Below are 19,136 nucleotides of genomic sequence, written 5' to 3' on the forward strand. Positions count from 1 at the left end.
GACCTGAACGATCAAGGACCCAGGAAAGAAAAAGCCCATGCCGGACAAGAGCCCTGATCATCCAGCGCGCCCGGACGCCCAGATCCCAGACCCCACGGACATATCCCGGGCCTTGTCCAATATTGCAGAACGCAGCCAGCGCCTGATTCAGGAATTTATCCGGCGTCATCCCGAAAATGTAGAACCAGATACGCTCGACCCTCTCAATATTGCCGGTGCATTCTTGGAAATGACAACCCGCCTGATGGCCGACCCCGCCAGGCTTGTCGAAGCTCAGGTGTCTCTTTGGCAGGACTACGTCAATCTTTGGCAGAACACGGCCTTGCGCATGATGGGTGAAAAAGCCCCCCCCGTGGTAGAGCCTGACAAGAACGACAAACGCTTCCGTGACGAGGCATGGCAAAATAACGAACTCTTCGACTTTATCAAACAGTCATATCTTCTGACAGCGCGCTGGATCCGCAGCACCGTCAAGGATGTTGAAGGTCTTGATGAGCAGTCAGCACGCAAGGTTGACTTCTACACACGCCAATTTGTCGACGCGATGGCTCCCTCCAACTTTGTTCTGACCAACCCGGAAGTTCTTCGCATTACAGCCGAGACTGGCGGGGAGAACCTGATCAAGGGCCTTGAGCATCTGCTGTCTGATCTTGAACGCGGGCGCGGGCGGCTCCGGATTTCAATGACTGACGAGAATGCTTTCGATATCGGCCGGAATGTTGCATCCACACCGGGGCAGGTTATTTTCCAGAATGACCTTATCCAGCTTATTCAGTACGCGCCATCAACAGAAACTGTGAAACATGTACCCCTTCTTATTATTCCGCCTTGGATAAACAAGTACTACATTCTTGACCTGAGAGAGAACAACAGCCTCGTCAAATGGTGTGTTGATCAGGGTTTCAGTGTCTTTGTCATCTCGTGGGTCAACCCGGATGAACATCTGGCGGCAAAGTCTTTTGAAGATTACATGACCGAAGGCCCACTGGCTGCAATAGAGGCAATCAAGGCCCAGACACACACGGAATCCATCCATGCCTTGGGCTATTGCCTTGGCGGCACACTGCTGGCAAGCACATTAGCATGGCTCAAGGCCAGGGGGCAAAACAAGTGCGTAGCCTCTGCCACCCTTCTGGCAGCCCTGACCGATTTTTCCGATCCCGGTGAGATCAGCGTGTTTATTGATGACGAGCAGCTGGAAGTTCTGGACAGCAAGATGTCAAGGACAGGGTACCTTGATGGCGCAGACATGGCGAACAGCTTTAACATGCTGCGCTCCAACGAGCTGATCTGGTCTTTTGTCGTTAACAACTACCTGCTTGGCAAGGAACCGTTTCCTTTTGATCTTCTTTACTGGAACAGCGATTCCACACGGATGCCGGCATCCATGCACAGCTTCTACCTGCACAACATGTATAGGGAAAACAATCTGGTCAAACCTGGTGGTATTACCCTGAAGGGAACACCGATAAACCTCCGCTGCGTGGATACCCCGGTCTATATGCTGTCCTGCCGCGAAGATCATATCGCCCCATGGAAAGCAACCTATACCGCAACACATATTTTCACGGGGAAGGTACGCTTTGTATTGGGAGCATCAGGCCACATTGCCGGCGTTATAAACCCTCCGGCAGCCGGTAAATATGCATACTGGACCAACGGCCAGAAGGCCAAAACACCGGATGACTGGCTGCAGAAAGCCAAGGAACACAAAGGAAGTTGGTGGACGGACTGGATGACATGGCTCAAGCCACAAAGTGGTGAAGACGTACCGGCCAGAGACCCCGGACAGGGCCCACTGACACCACTTGAACCCGCGCCGGGCCAATATGTCCGCATCCGTGCCGGCTGAGAGTCTCTCAAAGTGAGACGATCATCTCCCTGTACTCTTTTCCCAGTGCAGAGTAATGCGCGCACTGACTGACGATAAAGTCTGTCTCGTCCGGCGTCAGATCCCTCATTTTACGGGCAGGACTCCCTCCCCATAATTCCCCGGACGGTATCCTGCGCCCTTGGGGTACCAAGGCACCGGCAGCAACCATAGCCCCGCTTTCCACCACGGCAAAATCCATAACAACGGCCCCCATGCCTATGAAGGAGCGACTTTGCAAGGTACAGGCATGGATAATACAGTTATGACCGACCAGAACATCATCCCCTATAGCGGTACCAGACTTCCCGCGTGAGACGTGGACAACCGTCCCATCCTGAATATTGGAGCGGCACCCAATCCGGATCTGGTGAACATCCCCCCGCACCACAGCCCCGAACCAAACCGAAGATCCCGCACCAATCACCACGTCACCAATCACACTGGCACCCGGGGCGACAAAAACCGTGGGGTCAAGAACGGGTGCCACACCACGCCACGGCAGGATGATAGGGTTTGTCTGCATGCGAAAGCTCCTTTTGCCTGCGCAGACTTAATACAAGTGCTGCCCGCCGGTCACAAAAATTTCGCTGCCATTTATATAACCAAACTCTGACGAACAAAGCCGAAACACACAAGAGGCGACATCCTCGGGTGTTCCCATACGATCCAGCGGAATACGTGGAATCAGAGCCTCATACTCGCTCGACACCATTTCTGTTTTTATCTCTCCGGGGGCAACAGCATTAACCCGGATACCCAATTGGGCCATTTCAGCCGCCATCTCCCGGGTCAATCCCGACAGGGCACTTTTGCTTGTGGAGTAGGCAGAACCGGCAAAGGGATGCACAGCATGCCCTGCAATCGAGGTAATATTGACAATTGCACCCTGCCCCCGGTGCAGATCAGCAGCAAACCCCCGTGCCAAACGCAGGGGGGTGAAGAAGTTAAGCTCGAAGACAGAGCGCCACCCATCGAGATCACCATTCAGGACCCCCAAACGCTCACGGAAAGGCGTTTTAGGGGAGATCCCCGCGTTATTGACCAATGCATGCAACGGATCACCACCCAAGACCGAATGCACCTGCTCCACCAAACGCTCGACAGAATCAGGGCAGGATAAATCGGCACAGAGGTGCTCGCTCCATTCCCCGGGACGCGGCACAGACACAGCACCCCTGGCACAGGTTATAACCCGCCACCCTTCATCACAGAAACGTAAGGCGGTTGCCAAGCCAATGCCACGGCTGGCGCCACTGATAAAAACAGTCTGCACAATAGCCACAATCGATGCCCTTTACTCTTCCCCAGTCAGAAGACCATCACTATGACACAAAGCATGACAGATATCGGTCTACATATTGGCCTGAACAGGAAAATATCCCGATTGAAAGGACAACGTTTCACTTCTATACATCCGCGCCCGAGCCTGCTTCCACCAATGAGGGAAGAATACCACCATGGGCCTTGTCACGCCCACACTGCCTGCAACCAAACTGCGCGATCCCAGGGTTGATTTCTTCCGGGGCCTGGCGCTGGTATTCATGTTCTGGGACCACCTTCCAGACAATCCTCTGGGCTTGATCACAATCCGGAACTTCGGATTGAGTGATGCCGCTGAAATCTTTGTCTTTCTCGCCGGATACTCTGCGGCTATGGCATGGGGGAACCTTCTGCGACTGAAAGGGTACTGGATTACGGCAAAACACATCCTGAAACGGGCCGTAACGCTCTATGGAACGTATCTCCTGCTGACAGGGTTGCTCGTTGCCAATGTCTGGGCCCTACAGCTCCTGCCACAATTATCAGCACATAAAGAGGAATGGAGCCAACTGCCGATCTGGCTGAATGACACACAAGCGTGGTGGGGCATTGTAACCCTGCAATACTGCCTGCCACTGCTCGATCCACTGCCACTCTATGTCATTCTTCTGCTTGGCATGGTTATTACAATACCCCTTCTCGTCTACCGTCCGCTTGTTCTCGGTGCCTTGTCGGCATGCTTGTATGCATCAACCCTGTTATTTGACCTTTCTGTTCCGGGAACAGCCGCAAATCCCCTTTTCTTCAACCCCCTTGGGTGGCAGTTTCTTTTTTGTCTGGGTAGTCTGTGCGCGTTATACGGTGATTGCTTCCTTCCATCCTCATACTCCTCACGTACCCGCACCATAGCCCTGCTGATTCTCGGCACCAGCTTCCTGCTTTCCTGGAGCTGGAAATTTCCGGAACTGCACGACGCTTTCATGCCCCAAACGTTAGCGGCATGGCTTTATCCCATTGACAAGAGCCTGCCAGATCCCTTGCGCATCTTTCATTTTCTTGCCCTTGCCTGGATTGGCAGGGCGATGATCCCGTCGGGGACATGGCTGGATCACACGTATTCTGTTTGCCTGAGAAGAATGGGCCGTCACTCCCTGCTTGTTTTTGGCACCGGCGTTATCATCACGCCTCCCCTGACTATTACAGCCCGGACGGTGGGAAACAGCCCTGTCGCCCATATTGTGACCGGCCTTGCCGGAACGATGCTCCTGGCACTGCTTACAAACGCCACAGACAGGAAAGCGGGCATTATTCCAGTGCACTCATCCAGAACAGCCGCAAAAACAGCCTGAAAAGTTTTCTGGAAAGACACAATATCAAAGACCCACATACAGACAGAGAGTTTCTGACGAATCGATACTGCCAGTAAAAAATGTTAAGCATTCCCCCTGCTTCAGAAAGGATCATCCAGAAAAAATCATCGTTAAATTATGGGGTTGCGTGTTTTTACAGGGGCATGCCATTCAATGAGGGTGTAGTATGCATCCGTGCTCTCCTGTTCGAGGGCACATGCCCCTGCACCGGGTGTGAGCGCCCCTCTCTCGCCTCGCATGGAGCTTCGGCTCTGAAGGACGCTCTCGGCAACTCGATATTCCGAAACACTTGGTGCGGGGGCTCCTCACCTGCTATTCGGCGTGCGAGCACAGGTCCCCTGTCCGATCAAGGATCAATCAGATCAGCCATCATTGCCTTCACAACCAGGTGAGTCCGGCTTGTGGCATCCATCTTCTTCTTCGCATTTTCTATGTGATACAGGACCGTTCTCTCGGCCAACCTAAGAATCTGACCGATCTCCCAGGTACTCTTTCCTCGCGCAACCCAAGTGAGCACCTCAGCTTCACGATCTGTCAACACAGGCAAGTCCCCCAAAAACTTACGCCAAACCAGCTTGAGCAACCCCTGTGGCAAAAGCCGGACTACACAGACACAGAATCAACTGCACGCTTCCTTCTTGCCAGGCAAGCATACAAAACAAGACGGCGAAAGAAGCCCCGACACAAACCCCGAAGGGCATCCTGCAGGAACCTGCGTTGAACGCACCGAGCAGTTCAACCAATAAGGTAAATCCGCTTCGGAAACCAACTATAAGGAATGGGGATACCGGATCAAAGCCCCAAAGACAAAACAAAATCAAAAAACAAGCAGCAGGCGCGGAAGAGTCTCTCAACCGCGCCTGTCTCAATCATTCCCGATTGGCTCTTGCCAAGGTATCAACCAAGGCCCGGATTTTCTCTCTCTGGTTGGCCGGCATATGCCAATAAGACCGAACAAGCTCAAGACTCTCTGTCTTGTTCATAAGGTCACCAACCGGTCGCCGACCCCGTCCGCCAAGGGCAGCAGGATCAATAACATCAGCGTTGCGCTTGCGGGAACGCAACAATTCTTCGGTAATATCCTCGAAGAAGTAGAGCATCGAAACACCAAGCGCCTGACATACATCAAAAAGGCGGCTGGCACTCAATCGATTCAGACCTCGTTCATATTTCTGAACCTGTTGAAATGATACACCAATGGCTTTGGCCAATTGTTCCTGCGTCATGCCCATCAAGGTACGGCGCAGCTGCATCCGCGAACCGACATGGATGTCGATCGGATCAGGATCTTTTTCACTATTCACGTTAGACACCTCTCAACAACTCGATAGCACTTATAAAGCACAACCTTGCAGAGAAGGTCAATTACCCGCGCCACACACCATACAAGAGGACTATGAAATAGCCATCCCAAGTAGCTCTTATATCCCAAAAGTAAATATGAATACATACATTATAACGCCAAGGTATGCCAAAAAGAGATCAATCATGAATTGCAAATAACCTCAGAGCCCCAATGTCCAGGATGAGACAACACAACCATCAGCATGCCAAAACAATGAGATAATCCGGCACAGTATGCAGCAGGGCTCTTGCAACGCCACGAATACGGGAACAGAATACCCAACCAGCCTTAATGCAGGGCGCTATCTCAGGGGGGGGAGGGACAGTAAGTATGCCGACAGAAGTTCGCAGGCTGCTTTTCACACAAGATGAGGTATGCAAGGCCATGTCAATAGATATGGACGATCGGCGAGAGGAAGATGAAAGCGGCACTGTTATTGGCATAGAAATTATCAACAGCGATCCAGTCAACGTGCGCGGCGTTATTCAGATGCAAAGCGGACGACAGGTATCCAAGAGCTACGATGCAGCCCTGCTGTGTTCTGCCTTGATTGCCTGGTGTATGGACCAAAAAATCCCGATCGCCCGCAAGGCTCACAAGGCAGCCCGCATAACCCGGGATAAAACCATCGCCTTGGACCTGACAGTCTCTGCGCCTCCCAAGTAACCCCTCATTCTTCCTCTTCTTCAATATCCGTGACGATGACCGAACCGCTCCAAACCGGAGCAAGTCCCTCGTCAGCCACAACGACACTGGTGGATCCCCTTAGACGTCCGACAATAAACAGCATGTTGGGGTCTCTTAGGTAAAGGTTGGCAACCTCCGGTGCCGAAGAAATAATAATCTTCCCTCCAGCCGGCAAGCGGATGATTTCCAGAGAATCTCTCACCACCTTCACGTCATGAATCTTGTCCGGGTTGATAACGGGTGCTTTTGCCTTTTCATCTTCCCAAGGCATCCTGAAGGCTTGGGCCATTACTGGACCAGATAAAAACCATAAAAACATAGACACGAAGATAACAATAAACCTTAAGATACGCACCGCAACACTCCCCTGCAACAACCCTTTTCTACACTGCCAAAAAGGCTATCCACTTGGCAACTCTGCCGACGGGGGAACGCCCGGGTAGTCATGATCACAGGAATTCCTTGACAGGAATACGCCCCGACCGGATTTTCCGGATGCTTCATTTGTCCCCTTCATACAGGACTAGGCCCCCAATACACCAATCCTATCAGGAGAAAAGCCTTGATTCCCCGTTACTCCCGCCCCGAAATGGTTTCTGTCTGGGAACCTGCCAACCGGTTTCGCATCTGGTTTGAGATCGAGTCTCACGCTTGCGATGCTCAGGCAAAACTGGGAATCATTCCACAGAAAGCCGCTGAGTCTGTCCGCACATACGGCGACAAGCCATACACGCCTGAACGGATCGCACGGATCGATGCCATAGAACAAACAACAAAGCACGACGTGATTGCCTTCACCACAGAGCTGGCTGAACATATTGGTGAAGATGCCCGCTTTGTGCACCAAGGCATGACATCTTCGGATGTTCTGGATACCTGCCTGGCTGTACAGCTGACACAGGCATCAGACATTCTTCTGAGAGATATCGATGCCCTTCTGGATGCCCTCAAGACCCGTGCCTTGGAACACCGGTTGACGGTTTGCATGGGGCGAAGCCACGGCATTCATGCAGAACCCGTAACAATGGGGCTAAAGTTTGCAGGCTTCCACGCCGAGTTCCAGAGAGCACGCGCCAGATTGCTCCGGGCACGGGACAATATAGCAACATGCGCTATTTCCGGGGCTGTCGGGACCTTTGCCAACATCGATCCTTTTGTTGAGGAATACGTCGCAGAGAAACTGGGGCTGAAGCCTGAACCTCTGTCCACCCAGGTTATTCCCCGTGACCGGCATGCTGAATACTTTGCAACCTTGGGGGTCATTGCTTCTTCCATTGAACGGATCGCAACCGAAATACGTCATCTCCAGAGGACAGAGCTGCGCGAGGCTGAAGAATTCTTCTCGGAAGGACAAAAGGGCAGTTCTGCAATGCCCCATAAACGCAACCCGATCCTGACAGAAAACCTGACAGGACTGGCGCGTCTGGTACGTGGCTATGTCATCCCCGCGATGGAGAACGTAGCCCTGTGGCATGAACGCGACATCAGTCATTCATCCGTCGAAAGGATGATTGCCCCAGATGCCACCATAACCCTTGATTTTGCCTTGGCCCGGCTGACCAGCGTTGTCAGGAACCTGGTCATTTACCCCGAAGCCATCGAACGCAATCTCAACCAGATGGGTGGCCTTATCTTCAGCCAGAGGATCCTTCTGGCTCTTACGCAGGCGGGCGTCAGCCGGGAAGATGCCTATGCACTGGTGCAACGCAATGCCATGAAGGTCTGGCAAGGAAACGGTGATCTTTTGTCCATTCTCAAGCAGGACAAGGACATCACCACCCATATACCGGAGACGGACCTGATAAAGCTGTTTGACCTTGGCTATCATACACGCCACGTGGACACTATATTTCGCCGGGTTTTTGGGGATAAAATTATCTGAAATTGAAGACCAATCAAAAAGCCCGGCGTTATGCCGGGCTTTTTGCAGAGCAACAAGCAAAACAAGACTCTACCCATCACGCAAGATGCTATCCCTTGCCTCAGCCATTATTTTCTCGATCTTCACTTTCAGATGTGCCTCCGTCATCTCCACATCTTGGCTCTGAAAGTCAGTGAGTATCTTCCTGATCACACCCTCCTCTCCGGCTTTCTCCAGAGCGACCGCAACAAGGCTGCGCGCGTACTCTTCGGCCCCACCGCCAGCTATTCCCAAGGCTTCGGCTACCCATAGACCCAGCATTTTATTACCCCGGGCCCGAATCCGGAATGCCAGATCCTGATCATGCCCGAACTGGGCCTCAAATGCTTTCTCACGATCGCGAAAAACCTCAGCCATGCTGCACATATCCCCCATTGCGGCCAGAGATCACGGACCAAGACCCCGTAAAAGGAGAATCTGGCCACCCAAGAAAACCCGGGGATTTACTTCCATCCCCAATTCATTGCCCACCGAAGATCCCGAAGCTCTACAGGGTCCATTGTAACAGACCCCTGTGCATAAGGACAAGCTCATGGAACAAGATAATTATATGATATAAAAAGGAATCATAACGTAGTGCATCATACTCATACCCACACGGGCACACTGCTCTTCCCCAAATGCCCGACTCTGACAAAGGTCCGGAAGACTATCAGTTCACCATTGTCGGTAACGGTGGCGCCTGCTATACCGCTTCCGAACCGGAAGAACCCCGGCCTGCCCTGCTTTTTGGCGGACGGCTTCATCCTTGTACCTATTCCGCTCTCCTGCCGTGCGGCAAGGTGGAGCCACGAACGGACAATCGCTTACGATGGGACGTCGCAGACAGATTTATGAAGGAAAAGCCAAAATTTTGTTCGAGGGCCCCGAGCCCGGAACCTTGGTGCAGTACTTCAAAGATGATGCAACCGCTTTCAATAACCAAAAAAAGGGTACCATTACCGGCAAGGGTGTTCTGAACAACCGGATTTCTGAATACCTGTTCCAGAAACTGGGTGACATTGGGGTCCCGACACACTTTATCCGGCGCCTGAATATGCGGGAGCAACTGGTCAGGGCCGCAGAAATCATACCGATCGAAGTTGTTATTCGTAACAGCGCCGCCGGCTCCCTTTCCAAGCGGCTGAGCATTCCCGAAGGCACACTGCTCCCCCGCACAATCGTCGAGTATTATTACAAAAATGATGAGCTGGGGGATCCCATGGTTTCCGAAGAGCACATCACCGCTTTTGGCTGGGCCACGATTCAGGACATTGACGAAATTCTTTCCGTCAGCCTGCGCATCAATGACTTTCTCTCGGGTCTTTTTCTTGGGGTCGGGCTACGCTTGGTTGACTTCAAGCTTGAATTTGGCCGGATTTATCACGAGAGTGGCGAGCCACAGATCATCCTGGCCGATGAAATCAGCCCCGACAATTGCCGTCTGTGGGATGTAAAGACCAACGAAAAACTGGACAAGGACCGCTTCCGCCGTGACATGGGTTCTGTGGAAGAGGCCTATCAGGAAGTGGCGCGCCGCCTCGGAATCCTGCCCGAAGGTGGCCCACGCGACATGCCCGGCCCCGCAACCATGCAATAAGGCAGGGCTGGACTCTACCCCGAGATTTCTGCGGAAGGACTAAAATCCGTGAAGGCAACGGTACATATCACACTGAAGAACGGTGTTCTCGACCCCCAGGGCAAGGCCATCGGAAACGCGCTGAAAAACCTGGGCCTGTCAGGAATACAGGATATCCGCCAAGGCAAATATATCGAACTTGAACTGGCAGACAGCAATCCGGAGGAAGCCCGTGCACTGGTGGAAAAAGCCTGCCGGGATCTTCTGGCCAATACCGTTATGGAAAATTACACCATCACCATAGAGCCATAAGCCGGAATCAGGTGCGCCCCTGACCGGGGTGACCTGAACTACCACCCCGTCTCCTGACATATAGCAGGATATCCGATGAAAGCCGCCGTTATTGTATTTCCCGGCTCCAACTGCGACCGAGACCTTGCTGTCGCTCTGGAGAAAAGTTCGGGCAAGGCTCCGGCCATGATCTGGCACCGTGAAAGCCAGCTTCCTGATGATCTTGACCTTGTTGCCATCCCTGGCGGCTTCTCGTACGGGGATTATCTGCGCTGTGGTGCCATGGCTGCACAAAGCCCTGTCATGCGTGAAGTCAAACGCTTGGCCGCACGGGGAACCCGTGTTCTGGGGATCTGTAATGGATTCCAGATCCTGACCGAGGCCGGCCTGCTACCCGGTGCCTTGATGCGTAACCGTAATCTGGCTTTTATCTGCCGTGATGTCTTCCTGAGAACAGAAAACAATCAAAGCTCCTTTACGGCTCAGTACGCGTCGGCGCAAGTCATTCGCATCCCGGTGGCCCATCATGATGGAAACTTTTTCACCGATGATGAAACCCTTGCCCGAATTGAAGACAACGGGCAGGTCGCCTTCCGTTACTGCACGGTCGACGGCGTTGTGGATGAGCGCGCAAACATCAACGGCAGCCGTAACAGCATTGCCGGCATCCTTAATGAAAGCAAAACGGTCCTTGGCATGATGCCCCATCCTGAACGACTGGCTGACGAGAAACTCGGCGGCATGGATGGCAAGCCATTGTTTGATTCCCTGGTGGAGACCCTGTCACGATGACCGCACTGACTCCGGATGTTATTGCCAGCCATGGCCTGAACCAGGACGAATATGCGCTGATCCTGGAGATCATGGGGCGGGAGCCCAACCTGACCGAGCTTGGGATCTTTTCGGTCATGTGGTCGGAGCACTGCTCCTACAAATCATCCAAGAAATGGCTGAAAACACTGCCAACCAAGGCGCCGTGGGTGATCTGCGGACCGGGTGAGAATGCTGGCATCATTGATATCGGCGAAGGGTTAGCTGCTGTTTTCAAGATGGAAAGCCATAATCACCCGTCCTTTATCGAACCCTGCCAAGGGGCAGCAACGGGCGTCGGCGGCATTTTGCGGGATGTGTTCACCATGGGTGCTCGTCCGGTCGCCAATCTCAATGCCCTGCGCTTTGGTACCCCGGATCATCCCCTGACACGCCACCTGATATCAGGCGTTGTGGCGGGGATTGGTGGATACGGAAACTGTGTTGGCGTGCCCACTGTCGGCGGCGAGGTTAACTTCCACCCGTCTTACAATGGTAACATTCTGGTCAATGCCATGACGGTCGGCGTTGCCCGCCAGGACCGTATTTTCTACTCTGCCGCAGCAGGGGTGGGAAATCCGGTTGTCTACGTTGGCTCCAAAACCGGGCGCGATGGCATTCATGGCGCCACCATGGCATCGGCTGAATTTGGTGAGGGGGCCGAGGAAAAGCGGCCAACGGTACAGGTTGGCGACCCGTTCACGGAAAAACTCTTGATCGAAGCCTGCATGGAACTGATGGCCACCGATGCGATCGTGGCCATTCAGGACATGGGGGCTGCCGGGCTTACATCGTCTTCCTTCGAAATGGCCTCCAAGGGCGGCATGGGCGTGGAGCTGGAGCTGGACAAGGTTCCTATGCGTGAACCTGGCATGACTCCCTACGAACTGATGCTTTCTGAATCTCAGGAACGCATGCTGATGGTACTGGTTCCGGGCAAGGAAGATATGGCCCGCCGTATCTTCGAGAAGTGGGAACTCGACTTCGCCATTATCGGCACCCTGACCGACAGCGGGCGCATGGTGCTGAAGTGGCACGGCGATGTGGTCGGTGACCTGCCGATTGATCCCTTGGCCGAGGCCAGTCCGGAATATGATCGCCCGTGGGTCCCTACCCCACCACAGCCAGAGCTGACACCCGATGACGTTCCGGAACATCCGTGGACAGAGGTTCTGCCAAAGCTTCTCTCCTGCCCCAACATGGCCAGTCGCCGCTGGATATGGGAACAATATGACCACATGGTGATGGGCGACACCGTAGTTCGCCCAGGTGGCGATGCGGCTGTTGTCAGATTGCACGGCACAAACCGCGCCCTGGCCATGACGACCGACTGCACGCCACGTTATGTCAAGGCTGATCCGGTTGAAGGCGGGAAACAGGCTGTGGCCGAAAGCTGGCGGAACTTGACGGCATCCGGCGCCCGCCCTCTGGCCATTACCGACAACATGAACTTCGGCAACCCGGAAAAGCCCGCCATCATGGGGCAGTTCGTCGGGGCCTGCCAGGGTATTGCACAAGCCTGCACGACACTGGACTACCCCGTGGTTTCGGGTAACGTGTCCCTGTATAATGAAACCAGCGGCCAAGCGATCTTGCCAACACCAGCCATAGGCGGTGTCGGGCTGATCGAGGATCTGGACCGAACAGCAACCATTCCATTCCAGGCACCAGGGCAAACGATTATCCTGGTTGGTCAGGGAGAGCGACGGGGCTGGCTGGGGCAGTCTCTTTACCTGCGCGAAATCCTTGGCCGGGAAGACGGTGCCCCGCCGCCGGTTGACCTGCACCACGAACGCAAGACAGGGGACTTTGTGCGCTCCGTGATCCAGTGTGGCCACACCCGCACGGTGCATGATGTATCCGATGGCGGCCTGCTGGCTGCGGTTGCTGATATGGCGATGGCCTCAGGCATCGGGGCAGAGCTGACGGTTGACTTTGGCGGCCCGCTGCACGCAGCCCTGTTCGGGGAAGATCAGGGCCGCTATGTTGTGGTGACAGAAGATGGAGAACCCGCACGCACCATACTGGCGATGGCAGCCGGAGCCGGGGTTTCAGCCCGCGTGATCGGGCGCACCGGCGGTGACCGCATCACCGTCAACGATCAACCTGGCCCCACTGTGAAAGATCTCCACCATACCCACGAAGCTTGGCTGCCGGATTACATGGCTGGCTGAAACCGGCACCACAACAACACAACGAAAAGGACGACACACTCCATGGCCATGCACGCCGCTGATATCGAAGCCCTGATCCGCGAGGCATTTCCCGATGCCGACGTGGTGATCGAGGATCTGGCCGGAGACGGTGACCATTATGCCGCCCGGGTTGTCTCCCGCGCTTTTGCCGGCAAAAGCCGCGTGCAGCAGCACCAGATGGTGTACGCTGCGCTGAAGGGCAAAATGGGCGGAGATCTGCACGCCCTGGCGCTGCAAACCGCCGTACCGGAATAAACGCCATGACACCGGTCGATCACCCCCCCCACTGGCACGCGTGGACCCCGCAGGAACGGGCTGCGGTGATCGACCGGGATTCCCTGCGCCGTCTGGTGCTGGCCTTTTACGACCGCGTGCGGTCACACCCCGACTTGGGGCCGGTGTTCGAGAACACGATCCAGGGCAACTGGCAACCACACCTAGACAAGATGGTGGAGTTCTGGTGTTCCATGATGCTGGGCACCCGCACTTACGACGGGCGCCCCCTGCCCGCACACTTGGCTTTGCCGGATTTGCAGGATCATCACTTTACCCAGTGGCTGGCCCTGTTCCGCGCCACCGCAACTGATGTGTTCTGCCCTGAACCGGCGGAGCAACTGTGCATACGCGCGGAACGCATGGCGGCATCATTCCGCATGGCGCTGGCCATCCAGCGCGGCGAGCGTTTGTTCTAGCCCATCCTGTTTTTATTCCGTCACAACATAGCCTGTGTTCTGAAAAGCACGGGCCATGTTTTTGCGTACTTTTATACAAAAAAGTTACGAAATATATTTTATTTTATACGGTAGATTTCGTATAAGTAATCGCGTTAATAGAAACAGTTCATTTTGGTACGCGGTTCGTGTGCCGTTGTTGTCTGGCGTTCATGCACAAGGATTATTCCCCCGTTATGTCTGAAATCCGTACAAACCTTCTGGCCACCACCGCTTTGGCCGCTGCCCTGTCCCTGCCCGGCGTGGCGTATGCAACAACCTGCGACACTGATGATGATTTCAAGGCAGACCGGACAGGCGATATTATCAAAGTCTGCGTTACTCAAGCCAGGATAAATGGCAAAAATGCTGTGCTGACAGCTGCAACAACCAAGGCACAGAATGCGCTAGCAAAGGCGGAGATAACCGTAACGGACTACGACTCTGTGGTCGGGAAAGAAACAGATGTTCGACCTTCAGAGAGTGTTGCGTCAGAGGTAGAAGGCTTTGATTTCAATACAAGATTGTCAGAAGAAGCTAACCCCCAGCCCTTCACCGGCTCCGCAAGTACCCCGGGGCAGGAAAAGCTGCCCGAGTTGGCCAATGCTGTGGCCACAACCTCGAGCGACTTTGACGCAACCATTCTGAGCACACATACGGTGGCTTTTAATACGGATGGGAATCTGAAGGACACAGCTACTCTTCAGCAAGAGAAGGTAACCAGGGCAAAATCCTACGCAAAGGCTTGGCTGGAACAGAAACTGGGGGAAGCGGCCTCAAACAATCTGTGGACTGCGGCAGGTTTGGATATCCCCGCAAATGATGGGGACAAGACTTTCAAAAATTTTCTGGCGCAGGAGAAAGTCTACAAGGACTTGGCAGGAGAAAACGATGCGCCAACCGACACGACGGGATACGCTGCGGTTCTGGATGCATTGCTAGCACAAAAAGCGACAATACAGGGACAGGAAGAAGAGCCTGCCCATGCCATTGCCCGCCTTGAAGGTGAGATTGGAACTGCGCGAAAAGCCGAAATAAAGAATACCGCGCTAGCCTCTCTAAAGGATACAGATGTACAAGACCTGAAAGGCCGGATTGATGACCTGAGTGGATTGAGGATACGAACCGTCGGGGACACCGCTGTCATCTTCAGAACTCTGATTGGCGCGAATACCGATGCCCTTGACGGCATCAAAGCTGAAGCGGACGCCATAACCAGCGGCCTGACGGCACCGGGAGAAGGCTTCGCAGATAGTAGCGTCGAGAAACACGCCAAAGCTGTGTCTGATCTGCTGGGCGATAATACCAAAAAGAATGACGTTAAAGGCGTCCTTGAAAAGATCAAAACGGCGGGCCTGACCGGGACTGTTGCTGATGTCAAAATTGCCGTAGGAGCAAAAGGCGCTGCCGCAGAAACCCTCAGCACGACAAATAGCGATATCGCTGCCTTGAAAACCGCTCTGGGCACAGCAAGCCTGCTGGATACTGACGATACTACAGTCTTGACTATAAACGGCACCACCACACTCGGCACATTGCGGGGCACACTGGGCACAGCCAAGGCGAAGGCTGTTGAGGCTGTAAAGGCTGTAAAGTCTGACTGGGATGAAACCGCTGAGATCAACGAGAACGTCCGGAACGGTTGGACTCCTGAGCAAAAAGCGGCCTACACCGTATGGGAAAAAGCCAAAGCCCTGGAAGGCAAGCTGGATGCCACAGCTCTTGATACAAACCTCAAGGCTGTTGATCATAATTGGGCAGCAACCGACAACACGCCGTTTTCTGATCTTTCTAGCTATGCCTCGGATGACAAGGTCAGCGCCCTGTCCGGTCTGGCAGGCGTAACAGATGCAACGTGGACTGATCTTGAAACCCTGCACACGGGCGTGACCGGGGCCAACTTGCACACCGGGGGGGCTGTTCTGACGGTAACGGCAGATACCAAACTTGCGGATTTGACTGCGGCACAGATTGAAGCTGAAATAAAACGGCTTCCCGGTCAGGGTAGTTGGACGGATGATGGACGGGTTTTGTCGAGTACGCCAGTCACCCGCCTCGAGCGCCTGACCAAAGCCTATCGGGACCTGAAGGCGATAGAGGCGGAACAAACAAAAATCAAAGAAGAGGCAAAGGCGGCTGGACTTGGGACTCTGGGCGATCAACCCACCTTGGGGGCCGTGAAGGACGTTCTGGAAAAAGCCGAAAGAAAGTCCTTAGAAGCCGTTACGACGTCATCCAGCGTTCTGGAAACGCAGAAGAAGACTGTTGCTGTTTTCAGCAAGCTTGGGGACGCATCGCCCACCGAAATCATAAAGAAGGCTGGAGAAAAAGGCCCGAAACCGGCAAACCTTGCCGCTATTGCAGTGTACGAACTAGGCGACATCACAGGAATTAATGATCTTGGTAAAAAGATTGAGGCCCTTGATGCCGCAATCAACGCCCTTCAGGCCGCAATCGACAACTACCGTACCATACAAACAGCGAATACAGCAAAAACGACCTTGGAGACGGCCAACGCCGCCCTGCGGACCAAATTGGTTGCCCTTGGCGTAACAAATCTGGCCGGTAAAAATGCCGACCCCAAACTGGAAGCCGCGTATCTGCAAGGCATAGCCAACGAAGCCATCACCAAGGCCATCGCCTACCGGAATATTCAGGACGCAAAGGTTGCAAAAGACGCAGCGGACAATGCCGACAAATTCCCTGCATATGGCACGGTGGATGCCTATCGCGAAGGCGGCAAGATCCATCTGGAAGCCAGTGGCGCTGGTGTTATCGGGAAGGCCAGCGGCGGTATCTATAATAAAGAGGATATCTTCCTGACAGGCCGACTGGACTTGATGAAGGTTGCATCAGATGGGGACATCTGGCTGAAAGATAATGAGCTGAAAAAAATTCAGGCCCTGAAGGGGCACATGCGCGTTGAAAGGGACGGTGATGGAAACTTCCACATCACGCATGACACGGCCGCAGACTCCGCAGGGAATATCGGTGAGGCCGGCAAGCAGATTGGCGATGGTCAAATTGATACCGCGAATGGTGAAATCGTTACCCACAATGAGGTCCATGTCAAACGGTTGCTCTTGAAAGGCGAGGGTACCTTTGCTGTCACGAAAGCCGCCAGCGGTGATGTATGGACCTTGGATTCAAAGCGGACATTGTTGCTGGCAGGCGATGCAACCGGCCTGCAAAAGGTGGTGGGTGAGAACGACGGGGACGGAACCGTCCTGTTCTCTGCTAACGCTGACGAAGTAAAGAGCCAGAAGACCCAGCTGGGTGAAGCCGGGAAAAGACTGGGGCGGGTCGAATACAGCGGCGGTACCCACAAAAGGGAAGTCGGGGCACCGTCTTACGACTACGTGAGGGACGTTTTCATCGACAGGGACACTGTGTTTGAAGACAACATCGCCGTAACGTATTCCAATAACGTTACCAACCAAGGCACCCACAAGACCAATGCCGCAACAACGGTCAAAGGAAGCTACACCAACAACGACACCCACGACATCAACGCCGCAATGAAAGTTGAGGGTGATTATACCAATACTGCCGGAAGTACACTGAACCTGAACAACAGGCTGGACGTTGTCGGAAAATTCACGTCCGGAAACGGCTCCCAGGTCAATATGTCGGCAGAAAACCCGAATGCCGGGATCAAGGCCCATAGCTTCGACTTTGACCAAACAACACTTAATGTTTCCGGCGTGGTCAATAATGCCATTCGCGTGTTTGAAGGCACTGTCACCGAGGACGAACTGAAGGAAATCATCCTGAAGATCGAAAACAATGCCTATAACAACATTCTTGATTACAGGATGGTCAACAAAGGCAACGGGTCTTACCTGATTGGCTCTTCCAACAGTGCAAAAACGGCAGATCTGGTATCCAGCAGCGGGGCCAGTGCAACCGTGGCCAAAGCCTTTGCCTCCGGTCTGGCTGTAGCTGAAAAAACCGGAGACGGTGACCTGCGCCAAGCTTATGAAACAGTTCTGCTGTCTGGAAATGTCGCTGATATCAAGCTGGCCGCCGAGCAAAGCACCACCAGCAGCAATGTTGCCGCAACCCAAGCCATTACCGGTGCTTCGCGCGCAGCAGCCGGGGCTGTCTCAACACGCCTGGCGGCAACCCGCGGGGAAGCACAGACCGCCGGCCTTCAGCAAAGCGGCGTTGCTGCCGGTGATGATACCAGGCGCAACGGGGCATGGATGAAAGCGACTGGCGGAATTGCCACCCAGAAGGCCCGCAATGGCATAGCCGGAGGCCGCACCAACACCTATGGGGCCACCATCGGGTTGGACAACAAGGTAACGGAAACGCTTCGTCTGGGCGGGGCGCTCAGCTATGCCCAGTCTGATGTCAAAGGAAAGGACAGCGGCCAATCCAAGACCGACATCAACTCCTATCAAATTGCCTTTTATGGGGCTTACGAGCCGGGTCGGTATTTTGTCGAAGGTCAGCTGGCCTGGGCCTACAACACCATCAAGACATCGCGTCGGATTACCTTTGGCGGCCTGAACCGTACCGCAAACGGTGAATACGATGCGCACCAGTACTCGGCCAGCACCGCTGTCGGCATGCCTCTGCACAAGGGAGCGGTAACCCTGACCCCGAAAGCCGGGATGTTCTACAGCTACAACAGCCCGTCCAGCTATACGGAAACCGGGGCCGAAGGGTCGAACCTGACAGTCAACCCACCCTCGACCCAAATTCTGGAAGGAAGTCTGGGCGGTATTGTTGCCTATGATCATACAATGCGATCCGGAGCAGAGCTGCGGCCGGAACTGCGGGCTGCGGCCCTGTATGAATTCCTCGGCGATGATGCCACGGCCACAGCCAAGTATGCCGGGGCGGGCGCAACCATCCAGACACCGGGCCTCAAGCCCTCGAAACTGGGCGGTACTGTCGGAGCCGGCATGGGCTATACGACGTCCGATGGTGTGTGGGAAGTACGTGCTGATTACGATGCAGAAATGCGCGCCGGCTATATGTCTCATAACGGCATGTTGACCGGACGTCTTAACTTCTGACCTTGGAAAACACTGGCAGAGGTGCCCCTCTTGGGACCTCTGCCAGAAACTTGCGAGATCTCATGAATAATAAAAAGCTCCCCGGCAAT

The 19,136-nt window shown here is 54.2% G+C and carries 17 protein-coding genes; 11 read left to right on the forward strand and 6 right to left on the reverse strand.

Annotated features, from left to right (window positions below):
* The first annotated feature begins 37 nt into the window (after nt 1-37).
* Nucleotides 38-1,852 carry a PHA/PHB synthase family protein gene (locus tag HEQ60_RS05270; RefSeq protein ID WP_168070247.1) on the forward strand — a complete coding sequence of 605 codons (1,815 nt, stop codon included), beginning with the start codon at nt 38-40 and terminating at the stop codon, nt 1,850-1,852.
* Nucleotides 1,853-1,859: 7 nt separating this feature from the next.
* On the opposite strand, the gene HEQ60_RS05275 is transcribed toward HEQ60_RS05270, so the two are convergent.
* Both HEQ60_RS05275 and HEQ60_RS05280 read right to left on the reverse strand, forming a co-directional pair.
* Nucleotides 1,860-2,396 carry a gamma carbonic anhydrase family protein gene (locus HEQ60_RS05275; protein WP_168070249.1) on the reverse strand — a complete coding sequence of 179 codons (537 nt, stop codon included), beginning with the start codon at nt 2,394-2,396 and terminating at the stop codon, nt 1,860-1,862.
* Nucleotides 2,397-2,423: 27 nt separating this feature from the next.
* A complete protein-coding gene (locus HEQ60_RS05280; protein ID WP_168070415.1) occupies nt 2,424-3,146 on the reverse strand; it encodes an SDR family NAD(P)-dependent oxidoreductase in 723 nt (240 codons plus the stop codon).
* Nucleotides 3,147-3,330: 184 nt separating this feature from the next.
* Between HEQ60_RS05280 and HEQ60_RS05285 the strand changes: the two genes are divergently transcribed.
* Nucleotides 3,331-4,482, forward strand: a complete 1,152-nt coding sequence (locus HEQ60_RS05285; RefSeq protein WP_168070251.1) for an OpgC family protein — start codon at nt 3,331-3,333, stop codon at nt 4,480-4,482.
* 367 nt (nt 4,483-4,849) lie between these two features.
* Here the strand turns inward: HEQ60_RS05285 and HEQ60_RS05290 are convergent, their stop codons facing one another.
* Complete coding sequence (locus HEQ60_RS05290; protein WP_209315422.1) at nt 4,850-5,044, reverse strand: helix-turn-helix domain-containing protein; 195 nt, start codon at nt 5,042-5,044, stop codon at nt 4,850-4,852.
* Between the two features lie 328 nt (nt 5,045-5,372).
* The gene (locus tag HEQ60_RS05295) at nt 5,373-5,807 is read right to left on the reverse strand and encodes a helix-turn-helix domain-containing protein (protein WP_168070253.1); all 435 of its coding nucleotides are present in this window, start codon (nt 5,805-5,807) and stop codon (nt 5,373-5,375) included.
* A 425-nt stretch (nt 5,808-6,232) separates the two neighbouring features.
* Here HEQ60_RS05295 and HEQ60_RS05300 point away from each other — a divergent pair, with 425 nt between their 5' ends.
* Nucleotides 6,233-6,514: a hypothetical protein gene (locus HEQ60_RS05300; protein ID WP_168070255.1), complete on the forward strand. Its 282-nt coding sequence runs from the start codon at nt 6,233-6,235 to the stop codon at nt 6,512-6,514.
* A gap of 4 nt (nt 6,515-6,518) precedes the next feature.
* On the opposite strand, the gene HEQ60_RS05305 is transcribed toward HEQ60_RS05300, so the two are convergent.
* Entirely contained in the window at nt 6,519-6,890 is a 372-nt protein-coding gene (locus HEQ60_RS05305; RefSeq protein WP_168070258.1) for a pilus assembly protein N-terminal domain-containing protein, read from the reverse strand.
* 207 nt (nt 6,891-7,097) lie between these two features.
* Here HEQ60_RS05305 and purB point away from each other — a divergent pair, with 207 nt between their 5' ends.
* On the forward strand, nt 7,098-8,417 hold the full coding sequence (purB, locus tag HEQ60_RS05310; RefSeq protein WP_168070260.1) for an adenylosuccinate lyase: 1,320 nt from the start codon (nt 7,098-7,100) through the stop codon (nt 8,415-8,417).
* Between the two features lie 69 nt (nt 8,418-8,486).
* Here purB and HEQ60_RS05315 read toward each other — a convergent pair whose 3' ends face one another.
* On the reverse strand, nt 8,487-8,813 hold the full coding sequence (locus tag HEQ60_RS05315) for a DUF1476 domain-containing protein (RefSeq protein ID WP_168070263.1): 327 nt from the start codon (nt 8,811-8,813) through the stop codon (nt 8,487-8,489).
* Between the two features lie 454 nt (nt 8,814-9,267).
* On the opposite strand from HEQ60_RS05315, the gene purC reads away from it, so the two are divergent.
* From purC to HEQ60_RS05350, 7 genes are all read left to right on the forward strand, one after another.
* Complete coding sequence (gene purC, locus HEQ60_RS05320; RefSeq protein WP_168022292.1) at nt 9,268-10,035, forward strand: phosphoribosylaminoimidazolesuccinocarboxamide synthase; 768 nt, start codon at nt 9,268-9,270, stop codon at nt 10,033-10,035.
* Between the two features lie 48 nt (nt 10,036-10,083).
* Complete coding sequence (purS, locus tag HEQ60_RS05325; RefSeq protein ID WP_168070265.1) at nt 10,084-10,326, forward strand: phosphoribosylformylglycinamidine synthase subunit PurS; 243 nt, start codon at nt 10,084-10,086, stop codon at nt 10,324-10,326.
* A 75-nt stretch (nt 10,327-10,401) separates the two neighbouring features.
* A complete protein-coding gene (gene purQ, locus HEQ60_RS05330) occupies nt 10,402-11,097 on the forward strand; it encodes a phosphoribosylformylglycinamidine synthase subunit PurQ (protein WP_168070267.1) in 696 nt (231 codons plus the stop codon).
* A complete protein-coding gene (purL, locus tag HEQ60_RS05335; protein ID WP_168070268.1) occupies nt 11,094-13,289 on the forward strand; it encodes a phosphoribosylformylglycinamidine synthase subunit PurL in 2,196 nt (731 codons plus the stop codon). Before purQ ends, purL begins: the two co-directional genes overlap by 4 nt.
* A gap of 42 nt (nt 13,290-13,331) precedes the next feature.
* On the forward strand, nt 13,332-13,565 hold the full coding sequence (locus HEQ60_RS05340; RefSeq protein ID WP_168070270.1) for a BolA family protein: 234 nt from the start codon (nt 13,332-13,334) through the stop codon (nt 13,563-13,565).
* A gap of 5 nt (nt 13,566-13,570) precedes the next feature.
* The gene (locus tag HEQ60_RS05345; protein ID WP_168070272.1) at nt 13,571-14,002 is read left to right on the forward strand and encodes a group III truncated hemoglobin; all 432 of its coding nucleotides are present in this window, start codon (nt 13,571-13,573) and stop codon (nt 14,000-14,002) included.
* Nucleotides 14,003-14,217: 215 nt separating this feature from the next.
* Nucleotides 14,218-19,047: an autotransporter domain-containing protein gene (locus tag HEQ60_RS05350; protein ID WP_168070274.1), complete on the forward strand. Its 4,830-nt coding sequence runs from the start codon at nt 14,218-14,220 to the stop codon at nt 19,045-19,047.
* Nucleotides 19,048-19,136 lie beyond the last annotated feature (89 nt).

The sequence above is a fragment of the Haematospirillum sp. H1815 genome, assembly GCF_012102705.1.
Lineage (GTDB): Bacteria > Pseudomonadota > Alphaproteobacteria > Rhodospirillales > Rhodospirillaceae > Haematospirillum.